Here is a 17498-nt window from a genome sequence, read left to right on the forward strand (position 1 = left end):
CCTCCCACATTTGACCGCACTCCAAAGGATGTACGCGGCCCAAATGTGGGAGGGGGCTTGCTCCCGATAGCATTAGTCGCCCTAAGCAGATCTAGCGGTTTTGCAGTGACTCGAGCAACTTCACCGTCGGATACCCATCCGCCGGCCAGCCCAGCGCTTGCTGCGCCGCACGAATTGCCTTGCGCGTATTGGCGCCGATAATCCCGTCCGGGTTGCCTGCGTCATAGCCGTTGGCACTCAGCGCCGTCTGCAAGTCGATACGCTGTGAGCGGCTCAGTGGCAGCTCATCCTTCGGCCAATCGCCGCGAATCACACCCCCGCCACCGAAACGCTCCGACAGCAGTCCCACCGCCAGTGCGTAGGACGACGAGTTGTTGTACTTGAGGATTGCGCGGAAGTTATCCAGCACCAGGAACGCCGGGCCACGATAACCCGCCGGCAACAGCAAGGCGGCGGACAGTTGGTCTACGTTGGGCGGCATGCTGGCGCCTGGCGGCAGCTGGATGCCCAGCTTCAGCCATTCAGCCACCGTCTTGCGGGTGCCGCCATCGGCCAGGGCGTAATCGAAGTTCGTCGGCAGCTGTTTCACTTCCATGCCCCACGGCTGGCCTTTCTGCCAGCCGGAGCTTTGCAGGTAGTGCGCGGTGGAGGCGAGGGCATCGGCCGGGCTGTTCCAGATATCGCGGCGACCGTCGCCATCGAAGTCCACGGCGTGGGTGTTGTAGGTGGTGGGGATAAATTGCGTCTGGCCCATGGCCCCGGCCCAGGAGCCTTTCATCTGGTCGGCCTGGATATCGCCGTGCTGGATGATCTGCAGCGCTGCCAGCAACTGCGCTTGTGCAAACGCGGGGCGACGGCCTTCGTAGGCCAGGGTCGCCAGGGAGCGGATCACCGAGTTATTGCCCTGGAACTGGCCGAAATTGCTTTCCATGCCCCACACCGACACCAGCGCCTGGCGGTCGACGCCATAACGTTGCTCGATGCTTTGCAGGATGTCGGCGTACTTGATCAGCAATGCCTGGCCATTACGCACGCGCACGGGAGACAGGGCGCCGTCGAGGTATTCCCATACCGGGCGGGAAAATTCCGGCTGGCTGCGGTCGGCGCGGATCACCGCCATGTCAGGGGTGACGTTGGCGAAGGCATTGTCGAACACGGCGGCGGTGATGCCGGCCTGCAGGGCTTGCACACGAAAGGCCGCCTGCCATTCGGCAAAGGTCTGGGTCGGTTGGATATCGAGGTTATCCACAGCCAGCGGGGCCACGACAGCGGGCGCTACCACGGGTGCGGTCTGGAGCTTGGGCAGCGGTTGAGCGTCGGCGGCGGTGGGTTTCTCGGCGCAGGCGACAAGCAGAATGAGGCTGGAGGCAGCGATCAGTTGGCGCAGGTGCCAACGACGGGAAAGACTAGAGGGCATGCACAGGTCCAGGGATTACAAATCAGGTGCAGACCTTATCATGCCAGAGGGGCGCTTGCCTTCAGGCAGCCAGAAAGTAAGAAGCCTCCCAGCTATTAGACTGGAAGGCTTCGCGGCGGTAGCTGCCTTTGCCCTTGCCGGCGCGTTCCTGACGGCTGCGGAACAGTGGCTGGGCGATGATGGATTTGGCCTTGTTGGGGCCATGCTTGGATGGCTTTTTGCTCATGGTTACTTCTCTCTTGGAGGGGGGAAACGGTGCGAATCATCTGCCGAAGTTGCTTGCCTGTAAAGCCCAGCACATTTGTGAAAATGTAAATGCAATCAAAATGTGGGAGGGGGCTTGCCCCCGATGAGGGAGTGTCAGTAATACATCTTTGACTGATACACCGCTATCGGGGGCAAGCCCCTTCCCACAGTGGATTTTCAGTGATTTGAGAGAGGGGTTATTCGGCGGGAAGTGTCAGGCGCTGGCCGGCCATCAACAGCGACAAACGGCTCAGGCTCATCCACGGCGAACCGGCCGCTTGGCCCTTGATCTGCGCATCAATGCGTTGCGCCTCAAGCAAAAGCTGCGCCCAGCGTTGCGCCGAATGCCGTTGCAGGGCTTTGCTCATCAAGGGTTTGCGCTTGTCCCACACCGGCGGCTTGGCCTGGCTGAAGGCTTTGTCCAGCGGCGTGCCCTGGCTGTATTGCAGGGCGATGTTGGCCAGCACCCGCAACTCCCGGGCCAGGGCCCAGAGAATCACCGGTGGCTCGACGCCTTCACCGCGCAGGCCTTCCAGCATGCGCAGGGCGTGGGCGGGTTCGCCATTGAGGATCGCGTCCACCAGTCCGAACACATCAAAGCGTGCGCTATCCGCGACGGCGCCTTGGACGGTCTCGACGGTAATCTGCCCGTCTTCGGCCATCAGCTTGAGCTTTTCGATTTCCTGGGCGGCGGCAAGCAAGTTGCCTTCGACTCGGGCGGCGATCAGTTCCACTGCGTCCTGGGTGGCCGACAGCCCTGACTGAGACAGGCGTTGGCGAATCCACTGCGGCAACTGGTTGCTGTCCACTGGCCATATCTGGATGAACTGGGTTTGCGCCCCTTCCACCAGGGCCTTGCCCCATTTGGTTTTCTGCGCGCTGCCGTCAAGCTTGGGCAGGCTGATCAGCAAGACCGTGTCTTCGGCAGGCCGTGAGCAGTATTCAATGAAGGCGGCCGCGCCCTTGTCACCCGGCTTGCCCGACGGCAAACGCAGTTCCAGCAGGCGTTTTTCGGCAAACAGCGACATGCTCGCGCCAGCTTGCAGCAACGTGCCCCAGTCGAAACTGGCGTCGGCGCTGAATACCTGGCGTTCATCGAAACCTTGCTGGCGCGCGGCGGTGCGAATCGCGTCGGCGGCTTCCTGGCACAGCAGCGGGTCATCACCGCTGACGATGTAGACAGGCGCGAGGCCACCTTGCAGGTGTTTGGCGAGTTGGGCGGGGGCGAGTTTCATAGGCAGGGCGAACGGGGCGTTTGAAGCGCCCCGTCTGGCTTACTCGACAGGTACTTCAACAGGCGATTGTTTCGGCGTGTTGTTTTCATACTCTTGCGCGGCTTTCAGTGCGTCGGCATCCGCCTTGGCCTTGTCGTCAGCGCGTTGCTGCAAGGTCTCGAGTTGTTCCGGGGTGATCATCGACAGGCGCAGGACCATGCGCTGTACCAGCTCACGACGCATTTCCTTGCGCACCTGGATGATTTCGGAATCCGAACCCACGAGGTTGTTGCCGTCGTGGCTGACGATTTTCTGCACTTGGATGTTGTCAGCCATCAAGGGCAGGTGGTCGCGGCCCTGGATTTCAAAGTTGAGCTGGGTGCTCAGTTCGATATCGGACGCACGCCCGGCGCTGGCGTAGCTCAGGTTGCGCTGGGTTTCTTTTTCATTGGCCAGGAACAACTTGTAGGTCGCGCCGGTGTAGACGTGAACGCCGCTGTTTTCCAGGACCTGACGCAGCTGCGTGACTGTCTGGCTGTAGGCGTCGCGGGCGCTGACGTCCAATTCCTTGATCGTCAGGTCAGTGGTGCCGGTGCCGCGCAGCTGGAAGCCGCAAGCGCTCAACAGCACGGCAAGGCCCATCACCAGCAAATTGCGTTTGATCATTTTGTTGCTCCCCTTGAAACCATGTGGGCCTTATCGAGGCCCTGAAGGCTTTGTTCGGCGCAGGGCTCAAGCCCCGCGCCCGATCCGATTAGCTAGCGACGATATTGACCAGTTTGCCAGGCACGACGATCACTTTGCGGATCGTCAGGCCTTCGGTAAAGCGCAGCACGTTTTCGTTGACGCGGGCAGCCGCCTCGACGTCTTCGCGGCTGGCGGTGGCCGGCATATCGATCTGGCCGCGCAGTTTGCCGTTGACCTGGATCACCAGTTGCAGCGTGTCCTGTACCAGGGCGCTGTCATCCTGCACCGGCCAGCGCGCATCAATGACGGCGTCGCTGTGGCCCAGACGGTTCCACAGGTCGTGGCTGATGTGCGGCGTGATCGGGGCCAGCAGCAGGGTGACCGTTTCCAGGCCTTCCTGCACCAGCGCACGATCCTGTTCAGTGGCTTGTGGCGCTTTTTCCAGCACGTTCATCAGCGTCATCACTTGGGCGATGGCGGTGTTGAATTTGTGGTTCTGGCCCACGTCCTGGCTGGCTTGCTTGATGGCCAGGTGGATGCTGCGGCGAATGAGTTTCTGCTCGTCGCTCAATGCGGCCACGTCCAGTTTGCCTGGCAGGCCCTGGCTGATGTGGGCGTGCGCCAGGCGCCAGACGCGCTTGAGGAAGCGGTGCGAGCCTTCGACGCCGGAGTCGGACCATTCGGCGCTCATGTCGGGCGGCGAGGCGAACATCATGAACAGGCGGCAGGTGTCGGCGCCGAACTGATCGATCATCGACTGTGGGTCGACGCCGTTGTTCTTCGACTTGGCCATCTTCTCGGTGCCGCCGATTTCCACCGGCAGGCCGTCGGCGATCAGTTTGGCGCTGATGACCTTGGCTTTGCTGTCGCGCTCGAGCTCGACGTCGGCCGGGTTGAACCAGGTGTACGCACCATTGGCTTCACGGCGATAGTAAGTCTCGGCGACTACCATGCCCTGGGTCAGCAGGTTCTTGAACGGCTCATTGGAACTCACCAGGCCTTCGTCACGCATCAGCTTGTGGAAGAAACGCGCGTACAGCAGGTGAAGGATGGCGTGTTCGATACCGCCAATGTACTGGTCCACCGGCAACCAATGGTCGGCCGCGGATTTTTCCACCAGGCCACCTTCATAGTGCGGCGAGGCGTAGCGGGCGTAGTACCACGAGGACTCGACGAAGGTGTCCATGGTGTCGGTTTCACGCTTGGCAGGCTGGCCGCATTTCGGGCAGCTGCATTCGTAGAACTCGGGCATGCGTGCCAGTGGCGAGCCAGCGCCGTCCGGCACCACGTCTTCCGGCAGGACGACCGGCAATTGGTCTTCCGGTACTGGCACGTCGCCACAGCTTTCGCAGTGGATGATCGGGATCGGGCAGCCCCAGTAGCGCTGGCGGCTGATGCCCCAGTCGCGCAGGCGGAACTGGGTGCGCGAGGCACCGAGGTTTTTCTTGATCAGTGCGACTTCGATGGCGTCGAAGGCGCCCTGGAAGTCCAGGCCGTTAAACTCGCCGGAGTTGATCAGCTCACCGTGCTCGCCGTAGGCGTCTTGCCACGGGGCCGGGTTGGTGTCGCCCGAGCTGGTGCGCACCACGGATTTGATCGGCAGGCTGTACTTAGTGGCGAACTCGAAATCGCGCTCGTCGTGGGCCGGCACAGCCATGACTGCGCCATCGCCATAGTGCATCAGCACGTAGTTGGCGACCCAGACCGGCAGCTTTTCACCGGTGAGTGGGTGCTCGACGAACAGCCCGGTCGGCAGGCCTTTTTTCTCCTGGGTGGCGACGTCGGCTTCGGCCACGCTGCCGCCTTTGCATTCGGCGATGAACGCTTGCAGCTCAGGGTTGTTCTGGGCGGCCTGGGTGGCCAGCGGGTGTTCGGCGGCCACGGCGACGTAGGTCGCGCCCATCAGGGTATCCGGACGGGTGGTGAAGACTTTGAGTGCGCCCGCTTCGCCGATCGAGTCGACGTTGTACGGGAACTGCACTTCCATGCCCTTGGACTTGCCGATCCAGTTGCGTTGCATGGTCTTGACCTGTTCGGGCCAGCCCGGCAGATCGTCGAGGCTCGACAAGAGTTCATCCGCGTAGGCGGTGATCTTGAAGTAGTACATCGGGATTTCGCGCTTTTCGATCAGCGCGCCGGAACGCCAGCCGCGCCCGTCGATCACTTGCTCGTTGGCCAGGACGGTCTGGTCGATTGGGTCCCAGTTCACGGTGCCGCTTTTTTTGTAAATAACGCCTTTTTCGAACAGGCGAGTGAACAGCCATTGTTCCCAGCGGTAGTAGTCCGGCTTGCAGGTGGTCACTTCGCGTGACCAATCCACCGCCAGGCCCAGGCTGCGCAGCTGGTTCTTCATGTAGGCGATGTTTTCGTAGGTCCACTTGGCGGGGGCCACGTTGTTTTTCATCGCGGCGTTTTCCGCCGGCATGCCGAAGGCATCCCAACCCATGGGTTGCAGGACGTTCTTGCCTTGCATGCGCTGGTAGCGCGAAATCACGTCACCGATGGTGTAGTTGCGCACGTGCCCCATGTGCAGCTTGCCGCTGGGGTAAGGGAACATCGATAGGCAATAGAATGTCTCCTTGCCTGGCTGTTCACTGACTTCAAAGGACTTCTGCTCGTCCCAGAAGGATTGGGCGGCATTTTCTATTTCACGGGGCTGGTAGTGTTCGTGCATGGCTACTTTTGAACTGAATAGGGGTGGCCTAATCCTCTTCGGTGCATGGCTTGGGTTGATCGACACCAAAAAGCGGCGCGTCCGTGCCCAAACCCTGCGGGAAGTGGAGTTACAGGAAGCGCCGTAGCATACATGACCCCACTCTATCGAGGGAAACCCTGATTGCGCAGGCAGGGCCGTCTGTCGCGGCGCCAGGCAGGTACAGCCACGGGGGCTACGCTGTTTATTGGGGAGTGAGTCATATCTTCAATGAGGTGAGGGGATGGTTGAATCGCAGCGAATCGTATCGAAACCGGATATCTACGAAGGACTGATCGACCGATTGGGTCGTGCATTGGATGCAGCGAGGACGGCGGGCCGATTGCGTGATGAACGGCCTGTTGAGTTGGAACTGCGTGGCTTGAGCCGTGCGGAGCTGGAACTGATCAAGGCTTATCTGGAACGCAATGGGCGCAGCGCGCCTCCCTGGGTGGCAACCCCGCCCATCAAGGAGCCTACGCATTCAGCCAAGGTGGTGTGGCTCAAGGACTTGTCGGCCGGTCGTGGCCCGGAAAAGCTCCGGTCCGCCCGCTACAAGTAATTCACTGCCCCCCTGAACGGCATCACCGCCATTTCACTGTAAAGATTGTCGCTAAACCCCGTTACACCTTAGGCTTCGGGCATCTATGGAGATGCCCGATGCCTATTCGTTATTTCATCAAACAACTGCTGCTGCCGCCCGGCATTTTCTTGCTGCTGCTGGCGCTTGCCTGGTGGTTTCGTCGCAGCCGCCCGCGCTTGGCGGCTGGCTGCTTCGCCCTGGGTTTGGGGGGCATGTGGCTGATCAGCCTGCCGGTGGCGGTGGAGTGGGGCGCACGGGCGCTGGAAAGCGAGCCGCCGTTGGCCCGTGATGACTGGTCGACCCTGGCCCAGCGCGCCGATGCCATCGTGGTCTTGGGCTCGGGGCGTGAACGCGGTGATCCGGCCTGGGGCACCGACCAGCCCACGGGTATCGGCCTGGAGCGCCAGCGTTATGCCGCACGATTGGCCAAGGCGTCCGGGCTGCCGGTGCTGACTACCGGTGGCCTGCATTACGGCACGCCGCCCAGTGAGGCGGCGTTGATGGCGGTGTCGATGCAGGATGACTTTGGCGTGACGGTGCGCTGGAAAGAAGAGCGCAGCCGTACGACCTGGGAAAATGCGCAGATGAGCGCCGAGATCCTGCTGCCCGAGGGTATCAAGCGCGTGGTGGTCGTTACTCAGGCCTGGCATATGCCGCGTTCGGTGTGGAGCTTTGAGAAGGCCGGCTTTACCGTGGTGCCGGCACCCGTGGGTTTCCTGGGCGTGGACAACGCCAGGCCGCTGGGCGGGTGGATGCCGGAGTTCAAGTCGGTGTGGCAGAGCGGGCAGTTGATCAATGAAGCAGTGGGGCAGATAGGCTACCGGTTGTTTTACCGATAACACCGCAAATCCAAATGTGGGAGGGGGCTTGCTCCCGATCGCGGTGTATGAGTATCGGAGGTACCGACTGACATTCCGCTATCGGGAGCAAGCCCCCTCCCACATTAGTTAGTTTTGATTCTGTCAGACGGTTTTGGCCATCCGGCCCGCCAGCAATGCCCAGCCAAACAACCCCAGGCACACGATGATCAACGGCCATGAACGCCATTGCAGGTACGGCGTGAGGTTATGCATTGGCACGACTTCTCCGTAGAGGATGCCGCGCTCGAATTGCGGGATTTGCGCGGTGATCTGCCCAAAAGGATTGATCAGGCCGGTCACGCCATTGTTGGTGGCACGGATCATCCAGCGTCCGGCTTCCAGCGCGCGCATCTGCGCCATTTGCAGGTGCTGCAGGGGACCGATCGAGCGGCCGAACCAGGTGTCGTTGCTGATGGTCAGCAGCAAATCGCTCTGGGCTGACAGCCCGGCAGCGAACTCCGGGTACACCACTTCGTAGCAAATGAACGGCGCAATCTGATAGCCCTTGGCCTGGAGCATCGCCTGGTCGGACGGGCCGCGCGCGAAGTCCGACATCGGCAGGTCGAAGAAGGCAATCAGGCCGCGCAGCATGTCTTGCAGCGGCACGTATTCACCAAAGGGCACCAGCTTCTGTTTCAAGTAGGTACCGTCGCCTTCGCCGACCACGGTGATGCCGTTGAAGTAGCGCTTCTGGTGGTGCACTTCCTGGCGGATCGGTACGCCGGTGATCAGCGCGGTGTGCCGGTCGGCGGCGAACTTGCCCATCATGCCCAGGTAGCCCTCAACGGACTCCTTGAGCACCGGCACCGCCGTTTCCGGCCACACCAGCAAATCGACACGCTTGGAACTGAAGCTCATGTCGCGGTACAGCGCGAGCTGCGCGTTGAGCTGCTCCGGGTCCCATTTCATGCTTTGTTCGACATTGCCCTGAATGGCCGCCACGCTCAGCGGCGCGCCAGACGGGCTGGTCCAGGCGTGATGCTTGAGTGCCAGGCCGATCGCCCAGGGCGCTACCAGCAACACCAGGCCTGCGCCAATAAACGCGTTGCGCTTAGTGGCCAACAGGCGCGGCAGGTTGCACAGCAGGGCCGCCGTCAGTGCGAGGGCAAAGGAAATCAGCCACATGCCGCCCACGGGCGCCAGGCCAGTGAGTGGGCCGTCGAGTTGGCTGTAACCGGAGTACAACCACGGGAAACCGGTGAGGAACCAGCCGCGAAACGCTTCCTGGCCGACCCACAACGCGGCAAACGTCAGCGCATCCGCCAACGGCGCCTCATTGCGGCGCAACCAGCGCGCCCACAACCAGGCGGGCAGGGCGAAGAACCAGGCAATCGCGGCGGTAAACAGCAGCATCAAGAAGCCAGCCAGCAGCACCGAAGCGCCGCCGAAGTGATGGATGCTGTAGTAGATCCAGCTGGTGCCGGCGCCAAACAGGCCGAAACCGAAGCACCAGCCACGGCCCAGCGCCTGCCGGGGGCTCAATTCACGCAGCCCTACATAGAAGAATCCGACCGCTACCAGTGCAAATGGCCACAGATCGAACGGCGCCAGCGCCAGGGTAGTGATAGCACCGGCCACCACGGCCAGCACATTACCGGGCCAGCCGGGAGCGGTGAGACGGCGCATTTCAGTCCTTAGCGAGCAATAGGTGTCAGGCGAATCAAGTGAATCCGGCGGCTATCGGCATTCAGGATGCGGAAGCGATAAGCGCCGATCTCGGTGGTTTCGTTACGTTTTGGCAGATGGCCAAACGCACTCATCACCAGGCCGCCGACGGTGTCGAACTCGTCGTCGGAGAATTCGCTGTCGAAGAACTCGTTGAAGTTCTCGATCGGCGTCAATGCCTTGATCAGGAAGTCACCGCTGGGCAGTGGCTTGATGTAGCTGTCTTCTTCAACGTCGTGTTCGTCTTCGATGTCGCCGACGATCTGTTCCAGCACGTCTTCAATCGTGACCAGGCCCGCCACGCCACCGTATTCGTCGATCACAATGGCCATGTGATTGTGGTTGGCGCGGAACTCGCGCAACAGCACATTCAGGCGCTTGGACTCAGGCACGAAGGTGGCCGGACGCAGCAGGTCCTTGATGTTGAAGCTGTCGCCGTTCTCCTTGAGGATCAGAGGCAGCAGGTCCTTGGCCAGCAGGACGCCCATGACGTCGTCATGGCTTTCACCGATCACCGGGTAGCGCGAGTGCGCCGAGTCGATCACGGCCGGGAGGAATTCCCGTGGAGTCTGGGTCGCCTTGATGCTGATCATCTGCGAGCGCGGGACCATGATGTCCCGTACTTGCAGGTCAGCCACCTGGATGGCGCCTTCGACAATGGCCAGCGCTTCGCTGTCCAGCAACTTGTTCTGATGGGCCTCGCGCAGCAGCTCAAGCAGCTCCTGGCGGTTTTTCGGCTCGTGGGCAAAAGCCTGGGTCAGTTTACCCAGCCATGACTTCTGCCCGTTGCTCGATCGGTCTTCGCTCATAGCGATTACTCTGAATCCTTTATTGTTACAGTTGAGTGTTTTTAAGCGTCGTCGTCTGCATACGGGTCCGGATGACCCAATTCTGCAAGCAACGTTTGTTCCAGTGTTTCCATTTCCTCGGCTTCGTCATCGTCTATATGGTCGTAACCCAAGAGATGCAAGCAGCCGTGGATGACTAGATGAGCCCAGTGGGCCTCAAGTTCCTTGCCCTGTTCCTTCGCTTCGCGCTCCACCACCTCGACACAGATGACCAGGTCGCCCAGCAACGGGATATCCAGCAGTTCATCCGGCACGTCGGCGGGGAAGGACAGCACGTTGGTCGCGTAATCCTTCTGGCGCCAGGTGTGGTTCAGCTCGCGGCCCTCGGGCTCGTCGACCAGGCGAATGGTCAGTTCCGAGTCGGCGGTGCGCTGGCGCAGGGCCAGGGCGCACCATTCACGGAACTGTGCTTCGCTGGGGGCGGGCGCTTCGGTGGCCAGCTGCAGGTCTAGCTCAAGCATCGCGGCGCACGTCCTTGGCCGGCGCATCGTCGCGATGGTCGAAGCGCTCGTAGGCTTCGACAATACGCTGCACCAGCGGATGGCGGACCACGTCCTTGGGCATGAAGTGCGTGAAGCTGATGCCCGGTACGTCCTTGAGCACCTCGATCACCTGGGCCAGGCCCGACTTGGTGCCCTTGGGCAGGTCGACCTGGGTGACGTCGCCAGTGATCACGGCGGTAGAGCCGAAACCGATCCGGGTGAGGAACATCTTCATTTGCTCGACTGTGGTGTTCTGGCTTTCGTCGAGGATGATGAAGCTGTTGTTCAGGGTGCGCCCGCGCATGTAGGCCAGCGGGGCGATCTCGATCACCTGGCGCTCGATCAGCTTGGCCACGTATTCAAAGCCGAGCATCTCGTAAAGTGCGTCGTAGAGCGGGCGCAGGTACGGGTCGATCTTCTGGGCCAGGTCGCCGGGCAGGAAGCCGAGCTTTTCGCCCGCCTCGACCGCCGGGCGCACCAGCAGGATGCGGCGCACTTGCTCGCGCTCCAGTGCGTCGACCGCGCAGGCCACGGCCAGGTAGGTCTTGCCGGTACCGGCGGGGCCGATGCCGAAGTTGATGTCGTTGCCGAGGATTTCCTTGACGTACTTCTGCTGATTCAAGCCGCGCGGGCGAATCATGCCTTTTTTGGTACGCAGGGCCACGCTGGCTTCGGCCACAGGATTGTTGGCCAGGTCTTCCACTGCCGATTCCTGCAGGTACAGGTGCACCGTTTCCGGCGACAGTTCACTGCCCTTGGTTTCGCGGTAGAGACGGCGCAGCAGGTTTTCTGCGGACGTGGTGTGTTGAGGTTCACCAATGAGCTCGAACTGATTGCCGCGGTTGCGGATCTCGATGCTCAGGCGTTGTTCGATCAGGCGCAGGTGCTCGTCGAACTGTCCGCACAGGTTGGCGAAACGGCGAGCCTCAAAAGGCTCGAGGAGAAAACGGTGGGGTTCTACTATGGGTGCGTTCAAGGTCGCTTTTAGCCGCCCTTTGGCTGTTGAGGTGAAATAGAGAATAACGCCAGAGGCGCGGGTACGAAAGCACTTATCTAAACCTGATGCCATGCAGTTCAAATGTGGGAGGGGGCTTGCCCCCGATAGCGATGTGTCAGCAATAAATGTGTGATCTGATTCGCCGCCATCGGGGGCAAGCCCCCTCCCACATTGAGTCGGTGTTAATCAGGTCATTATTGCAACAACGACCCACGCAACGAATGGGGCTGAGCCGCATCGATGTGCACATCGGCAAACTGGCCGATCAGGGTCGGATTGTCGCAACGGAAGTTTACGATTCGGTTGTTCTCGGTACGGCCCTGCAGTTCACCCGGGTCTTTTTTCGAATAGTCGGTGACCAGGATGCGCTGGGTGGAACCGACCATTTGTCGGCTGATTTCGAAACCCTGCTGGTTCAAGCGATGTTGCAAGGCGTTGAGACGCTCTTTTTTCAGCGCTTCCGGGGTTTCATCCACCAGGTCGGCCGCCGGGGTGCCGGGGCGCTGGCTGTAGACGAACGAGTAGGAGAAGTCGAAACCGACGTCTTCGATCAGCTTCATGGTCTGCTGGAAGTCTTTCTCGGTTTCACCGGGGAAGCCGACGATGAAGTCCGAGCTGATGCAGATGCCCGGCACCGCCGCGCGCAGTTTGCGCAGTTTGGATTTGTATTCCAGTGCGGTGTGGTTGCGCTTCATCGCTGACAAAATGCGGTCCGAACCCGACTGCACCGGCAAGTGCAGGTGCTTGACCAGTTCCGGCACTTCGGCGTGGGCCTGGATGAGGCTGTCGGAGAACTCCAGCGGGTGCGAGGTGGTGTAGCGAATCCGCTCGATACCGTCCACCGCTGCGACCACGCGGATCAGCTCCGCCAAGTCGGCCAGGCGGCCGTCCTGGGTCAGGCCGCGATAGCCGTTGACGTTCTGGCCCAGCAGGGTCACTTCGCGTACGCCGTTTTCGGCCAGGTGGATGATTTCCGACAGCACGTCGTCAAATGGCCGGCTGACTTCCTCGCCACGGGTGTAGGGCACCACACAGAACGTGCAGTACTTGCTGCAGCCTTCCATCACCGACACATAGGCGCTCGGCCCGTCGATACGCGGCTCGGGCAAGTGGTCGAACTTTTCGATTTCCGGGAACGAGACGTCAACCTGCGGCAGCTTGGTGATACGGGCGGCGTCGATCATTTCAGGCAGTCGGTGCAGGGTCTGCGGGCCGAAGACCACGTCGACATAGGGCGCGCGGTCGCGGATCGCGGCGCCTTCCTGGCTGGCCACGCAACCGCCGACGGCGATCACCATGTCCGGGTTGGCCAGCTTCAATTCGCGCCAGCGGCCCAGCTGCGAGTACACACGGTCCTGGGCCCGCTCGCGGATCGAGCAGGTATTGAGCAGGATCACGTCGGCATCTTCGGCGCGAGCGGTGACTTCCAGGGCCTGGTGTTCACCCAGCAAGTCGACCATGCGCGAGCTGTCGTACTCGTTCATCTGGCAACCGTGGGTTTCGATGTAAAGCTTCTTGGCCATGGGAATCGTCAACTGGTGGTAAAGAACCGCGCATTATAGGGGTCATGCCCATCGGTTCCTAGCGCTGTGCATCGGGTGCCATGCTATAGTTCGCGCCCTCTTTTATATCCCCCATGTGTTCCTCGCCCACCATGACCAAACGTGAAGCTCCAATCTATAAGGTGATTTTCCTCAACCAGGGCCAGGTGTTCGAAATGTACGCCAAGCAGATCTATCAGAGCGATCTGTGGGGTTTCCTGGAGGTGGAAGAATTCGTCTTTGGCGAGCGCACCCAGTTGGTCGTCGACCCGGGCGAGGAGAAGCTCAAGGCTCAGTTTGAAGGCGTGGTGCGCAGTTTTGTGCCGATGCATTCGATTGTGCGCATCGATGAAGTCGAGCGCCTGGGCACGCCGAAGATCAGCGAGGCGCGGGGCACCAGCAATGTGATGCCGTTTCCGATGCCGATGCCTGAGAAATAAGTCTTTTGTGGCGAGGGAGCTTGCTCCCGCTGGGGCGCGAAGCGGCCCCAATGCCATACAGGTGTGTCATATAGAAGTCAGTGAAGGGGGACTGGGGCCGCGTCGCAGCCCAGCGGGAGCAAGCTCCCTCGCCACAAGGGCAGGGTCTAGGGCAGGGGGGAGAAGGGCGAACGCCCATCCGCGCTCTGCAGTTCCTGCAGGTAATTACGGAAAATCTGGCCGAGTACCTGGGTCGCCACTTCGAGTTCATCGCGCTGCATGTGCTCGGCCACTTCGTCGGCCGTATCCAGCGCATCTTCCGCACCGTTGACCGCCGCCATTTTCAGCACGATATACGCTTGGACGTTATTGGCCGGTACGCCTTCGCCTTTGAAGAACATGTTACCCAGTTCGAATTGCGCCTGCGCATGGCCCTGCAACGACGCTTTCTCGAAGTAGCTCAAGGCTTTGTTGAGGTCGCGTGCAGGGTTTTTGCTGTCGTGGAAGTACTCGCCCAACTCGTATTGCGCTTGCGCATCCCCGCCGTCAGCCTGTTTCTGGCACGCGCTCAGGGATTCGGCCTGGCTGTCTGGCTGGGTATTGAGGGTGCAGCGACCCATCGCTGGGATTAACAACGAGTTGCCGCCTGCTTGTGCATGTGCCAGCAGCGGCTGAAGGAGCAACAGGCAGCCCAGAACCAGGGTGCGGCCGGTGCGTTTCATGGGAATCGACTTACCTCTGACGGGGCACGCGGACCCTCGTGGGATCCAATAAGCGCGCATTATGAAATAAGCAGGCCTCTGCTTACAAAGTCTTTACTCGTTTTTCTGCTGGTTGGGCAAGTTATCTGCCGGATTGCAGGTAATTTCTCGAAAAAACTCGGAAAGCTCTGTAGGCAAAGTAGCAAATCAGACACCGTTTGGGCGGTGTCTGATTTTTGCGGCCAATTATTTCAGTGCAGCGAAGGCGCGTTCAGCGGCGTCGAGGGTCAGTTTCAGCTCGGCGTCGCCATGGGCGATTGAGGTGAAGCCGGCCTCGAAGGCGCTCGGCGCCAGGTACACGCCGCCTTCCAGCATCAGGTGGAAGAAGCGTTTGAACAGGTCGGCATCGCTGCCCATCACGTCATCAAAGGTGACGATATCGTCGGCACCGCTGAAGTACAGGCCGAACATACCGCCCGCCTGGGTGGTAACAAAGGGGATACCGGCGGCATCGGCGCGCTGTTGCAGGCCGTCGAGCAAGCGCGTGGTGTAGTCGGTCAGCTCGGCGTGGAAGCCTGGACGGCTGATCAGGCGCAGGGTGGTCAGGCCGGCGGCCATCGCCAGCGGGTTACCGGACAAGGTGCCGGCCTGGTACACCGGGCCCAGCGGCGCGATGTGCTGCATGATCTCGCGTTTACCGCCGAAGCAGCCCACTGGCATGCCGCCGCCGATGATCTTGCCGAAGGTGCTCAGGTCCGGCGTGACGCCGTAGTGACCCTGGGCACCGCCGAGGGCGACACGGAAACCGGTCATCACTTCGTCGAAAATCAGCACCACGCCGTGCTTGTCGCACTGCTCGCGCAGGCCTTCGAGGAAACCCGGCGCCGGCGGTACGCAGTTCATATTGCCGGCCACTGGCTCAACGATGATGCACGCCACGTCCTGGCCCACTTCATTGAGCATCTGCTCGACGGCGGCGATGTCGTTGAACGGCAGGGTCAGGGTGTGTTTGGCAAACGCCGCCGGGACACCGGCCGAGCTCGGCACGCCCTGGGTCAGCAGGCCGGAGCCGGCTTTCACCAACAGGCTGTCGGAGTGACCGTGGTAGCAGCCTTCGAACTTGATGATGCTGTCGCGGCCGGTGAAACCACGGGCCAGGCGGATCGCGCTCATGGTGGCTTCGGTGCCGGAGCTGACCATGCGCACCATTTCCATCGACGGCACGATGGCGCACACCAAGTCCGCCATTTCGGTTTCCATGGCGGTCGGCGCGCCGTACGACAGGCCGTGTTCCAGCTGCTTGCGCACCGCGTCCAGCACGTCCGGGTGGCTGTGGCCGAGGATCATCGGGCCCCAGGAGCCGACGTAGTCGACGTAGCGTTTGTCATCTTCGTCGGTGACGTAGGCGCCTTCGGCATGCTTGAAGAACAGTGGCGTGCCGCCGACGCTCTTGAACGCACGCACGGGGGAGTTCACACCGCCGGGGATGTGTTTCTGAGCATTGGCAAACAGCGTTTCGGAACGGGACATGAGGGGGCTCTCTAAACTGAAATTTTAAGCAGATCGTTGAACGCGCGAGCGCGGCGCGTGACTTCCTGCGTACTGTCGGCGCCAAACAGGCCGTGCACCACCGCCAGCAGGTCGGCGCCGTGCGCCACCAGCGGTTCGGCGTTCTCCAGGGTGATGCCGCCGATTACGCAGATCGGCAGCTGCACGCGCGCACGGGCTTGGGCCAGCATCTCGACCGTGGCGGCCGGAGCGCCGGGCTTGGTGTTGGAATTGAAGAAGCGGCCGAAGGCGACGTAGCTGGCGCCTTCCTTGGCGGCCTGTTCGGCCAGTTCGATCTGGCTGTGGCAGGTCGAGCCGATGATGGCCTTGGAGCCCAGCAGTGCGCGGGCCGGGGTCAGTGGGCCGTCGGTCTGGCCCAGGTGCACGCCGACGCCGAGGCGCGCGGCCAGTTCAGCGTCGTCGTTGATGATCAGTTGGGTCTTGTAGCGCGAGCACAGCTCCCGCAGCTTTTCGGCTTCGCGCAGGCGGCGGGCTTCGTCGCTGCTTTTGTCGCGGTACTGCAGCAGGGTCACGCCACCGTCCAACGCCGCTTCGACGTAGGCGAGGAATTTGCCGGCCAACAGTTGGCTGTCGGTAATGGCGTAAAGGCCACGTAGTTTCATCAGGCAGGCCTCGTGCTTTTAAGAGCAGAAATCCAGCGGCAACCGGCGCGGTACAAACTGGCCCTGGCCGAGTTGTTCAGCGTCACGCAGGGTGCGCCAAGTGTAGTTGAGTGCCGATTGCACGGCGCTGACCAAGCCTTCACCGTGGGCAATCCGACCGGCCAATGCACTGGCCAACGTGCAGCCCGAACCATGATAGCTGCCGGGCAGGCGCTGGCAGGTAAAGGTCTGGCGCGTGCCGTCGCGGCTGTATAAGCGGTTGTGCACTTCGTGCTCGTCCCCGTGGCCGCCGGTGATCAGCAGGTGCTTGATATACGGCAACAGCTTCTCGGCGCATTCGTCCGCGGTGCCTTCAGGCAGTTCAGCGAGGATGCGCGCTTCGGGCAGGTTCGGGGTGGCGATCAGCGACAGCGGCAACAGCCGCTCGCGCATCGCATAGCCGACTTCGTCCTTGCCCAGGCTGCCGCCGCCGCCGGCACGCAGCACCGGGTCGCACACCACCGGCAGGTGCGGATGCGCCTGCAGCAGCTCGACCACGGTGTCGACCATCGCGGTGGAGCCGAGCATGCCCAGCTTGACCGCCGCCACGTCCGAGTCGCCGAGCACGGCATTGGCCTGGGCCAGTACCCACTCGCGGTCGAGCACGCGGAAATCGCTGACATTGACCGTGTTCTGCACGGTCAGGGCGGTAACGGCCGGGGCCGCATGGCAACCCTGGGCGAGCAGGGCTTCGATATCTGCCTGCAAGCCGGCGCCACCACTGGGATCATGGCCGGAGAGACAGAGGACAACGGGGCGAGAGCTGTAGATATTCATGGTGCGCGAGCTTACCACCAAACGCTTTTGGCGGGGCCGTCTGGCGATGGTTGAATTTTGTCCGGATTACCGCGCTTTTTTGGCACGGTGCTGGCCGTTAAAACCGTCTGGGACGCTTGTTCTAGAGCCTTTCAAAAAATTATTTCAATGGTGTCCAAT

The 17498-nt window shown here is 61.5% G+C and carries 17 protein-coding genes; 3 read left to right on the plus strand and 14 right to left on the minus strand.

Translation table 11 applies throughout. The features are described 5' to 3' along the window. Window positions 1-91: 91 nt before the first annotated feature. The 5 genes from BM403_RS19270 to leuS all read right to left on the minus strand — a co-directional run bounded on the left by BM403_RS19270 (window position 92) and on the right by leuS (window position 6238). The gene (locus BM403_RS19270) at window positions 92-1417 is read right to left on the minus strand and encodes a lytic murein transglycosylase (protein ID WP_015886057.1); all 1326 of its coding nucleotides are present in this window, start codon (window positions 1415-1417) and stop codon (window positions 92-94) included. A gap of 61 nt (window positions 1418-1478) precedes the next feature. Then, on the minus strand, window positions 1479-1643 hold the full coding sequence (arfA, locus tag BM403_RS19275) for an alternative ribosome rescue factor ArfA (RefSeq protein WP_003176285.1): 165 nt from the start codon (window positions 1641-1643) through the stop codon (window positions 1479-1481). Window positions 1644-1860: 217 nt separating this feature from the next. Beyond that, window positions 1861-2898, minus strand: a complete 1038-nt coding sequence (gene holA, locus BM403_RS19280) for a DNA polymerase III subunit delta (protein ID WP_064052972.1) — start codon at window positions 2896-2898, stop codon at window positions 1861-1863. A 39-nt stretch (window positions 2899-2937) separates the two neighbouring features. Then, complete coding sequence (gene lptE, locus BM403_RS19285; protein WP_015886055.1) at window positions 2938-3543, minus strand: LPS-assembly lipoprotein LptE; 606 nt, start codon at window positions 3541-3543, stop codon at window positions 2938-2940. A gap of 88 nt (window positions 3544-3631) precedes the next feature. After that, window positions 3632-6238 (minus strand): leucine--tRNA ligase, encoded by a 2607-nt coding sequence (gene leuS, locus BM403_RS19290; protein WP_093544222.1) that lies wholly within the window; start codon window positions 6236-6238, stop codon window positions 3632-3634. Window positions 6239-6500: 262 nt separating this feature from the next. Here leuS and BM403_RS19295 point away from each other — a divergent pair, with 262 nt between their 5' ends. Further along, window positions 6501-6818, plus strand: a complete 318-nt coding sequence (locus tag BM403_RS19295; RefSeq protein WP_043205955.1) for a hypothetical protein — start codon at window positions 6501-6503, stop codon at window positions 6816-6818. A gap of 98 nt (window positions 6819-6916) precedes the next feature. Further along, window positions 6917-7678 carry a YdcF family protein gene (locus tag BM403_RS19300; protein ID WP_093544224.1) on the plus strand — a complete coding sequence of 254 codons (762 nt, stop codon included), beginning with the start codon at window positions 6917-6919 and terminating at the stop codon, window positions 7676-7678. 123 nt (window positions 7679-7801) lie between these two features. On the opposite strand, the gene lnt is transcribed toward BM403_RS19300, so the two are convergent. The 5 genes from lnt to miaB form a co-directional block, all read right to left on the minus strand. After that, the gene (lnt, locus tag BM403_RS19305) at window positions 7802-9325 is read right to left on the minus strand and encodes an apolipoprotein N-acyltransferase (protein ID WP_064052967.1); all 1524 of its coding nucleotides are present in this window, start codon (window positions 9323-9325) and stop codon (window positions 7802-7804) included. An 8-nt stretch (window positions 9326-9333) separates the two neighbouring features. Then, a complete protein-coding gene (locus BM403_RS19310; protein WP_010206772.1) occupies window positions 9334-10173 on the minus strand; it encodes an HlyC/CorC family transporter in 840 nt (279 codons plus the stop codon). 41 nt (window positions 10174-10214) lie between these two features. Further along, window positions 10215-10673: an rRNA maturation RNase YbeY gene (gene ybeY, locus BM403_RS19315; protein ID WP_046036575.1), complete on the minus strand. Its 459-nt coding sequence runs from the start codon at window positions 10671-10673 to the stop codon at window positions 10215-10217. Further along, window positions 10666-11670 (minus strand): PhoH family protein, encoded by a 1005-nt coding sequence (locus BM403_RS19320; protein ID WP_015886050.1) that lies wholly within the window; start codon window positions 11668-11670, stop codon window positions 10666-10668. Before BM403_RS19320 ends, ybeY begins: the two co-directional genes overlap by 8 nt. 215 nt (window positions 11671-11885) lie before the next feature. Next, window positions 11886-13214 carry a tRNA (N6-isopentenyl adenosine(37)-C2)-methylthiotransferase MiaB gene (miaB, locus tag BM403_RS19325; RefSeq protein ID WP_015886049.1) on the minus strand — a complete coding sequence of 443 codons (1329 nt, stop codon included), beginning with the start codon at window positions 13212-13214 and terminating at the stop codon, window positions 11886-11888. A gap of 131 nt (window positions 13215-13345) precedes the next feature. Here miaB and BM403_RS19330 point away from each other — a divergent pair, with 131 nt between their 5' ends. Continuing rightward, window positions 13346-13672, plus strand: a complete 327-nt coding sequence (locus BM403_RS19330; protein WP_003194436.1) for a DUF1820 family protein — start codon at window positions 13346-13348, stop codon at window positions 13670-13672. 146 nt (window positions 13673-13818) lie between these two features. Here BM403_RS19330 and BM403_RS19335 read toward each other — a convergent pair whose 3' ends face one another. The 4 genes from BM403_RS19335 to BM403_RS19350 all read right to left on the minus strand — a co-directional run bounded on the left by BM403_RS19335 (window position 13819) and on the right by BM403_RS19350 (window position 17339). Next, window positions 13819-14373: a tetratricopeptide repeat protein gene (locus BM403_RS19335; RefSeq protein WP_015886048.1), complete on the minus strand. Its 555-nt coding sequence runs from the start codon at window positions 14371-14373 to the stop codon at window positions 13819-13821. Between the two features lie 225 nt (window positions 14374-14598). Further along, window positions 14599-15882 (minus strand): glutamate-1-semialdehyde 2,1-aminomutase, encoded by a 1284-nt coding sequence (gene hemL / locus BM403_RS19340; RefSeq protein WP_093544226.1) that lies wholly within the window; start codon window positions 15880-15882, stop codon window positions 14599-14601. An 11-nt stretch (window positions 15883-15893) separates the two neighbouring features. Next, on the minus strand, window positions 15894-16523 hold the full coding sequence (gene thiE, locus BM403_RS19345; RefSeq protein WP_015886046.1) for a thiamine phosphate synthase: 630 nt from the start codon (window positions 16521-16523) through the stop codon (window positions 15894-15896). A gap of 18 nt (window positions 16524-16541) precedes the next feature. After that, on the minus strand, window positions 16542-17339 hold the full coding sequence (locus BM403_RS19350) for a hydroxymethylpyrimidine/phosphomethylpyrimidine kinase (RefSeq protein WP_093544228.1): 798 nt from the start codon (window positions 17337-17339) through the stop codon (window positions 16542-16544). Window positions 17340-17498 lie beyond the last annotated feature (159 nt).

Source organism: Pseudomonas sp. OV546 (assembly GCF_900116845.1).
Lineage (GTDB): Bacteria > Pseudomonadota > Gammaproteobacteria > Pseudomonadales > Pseudomonadaceae > Aquipseudomonas > Aquipseudomonas petroselini.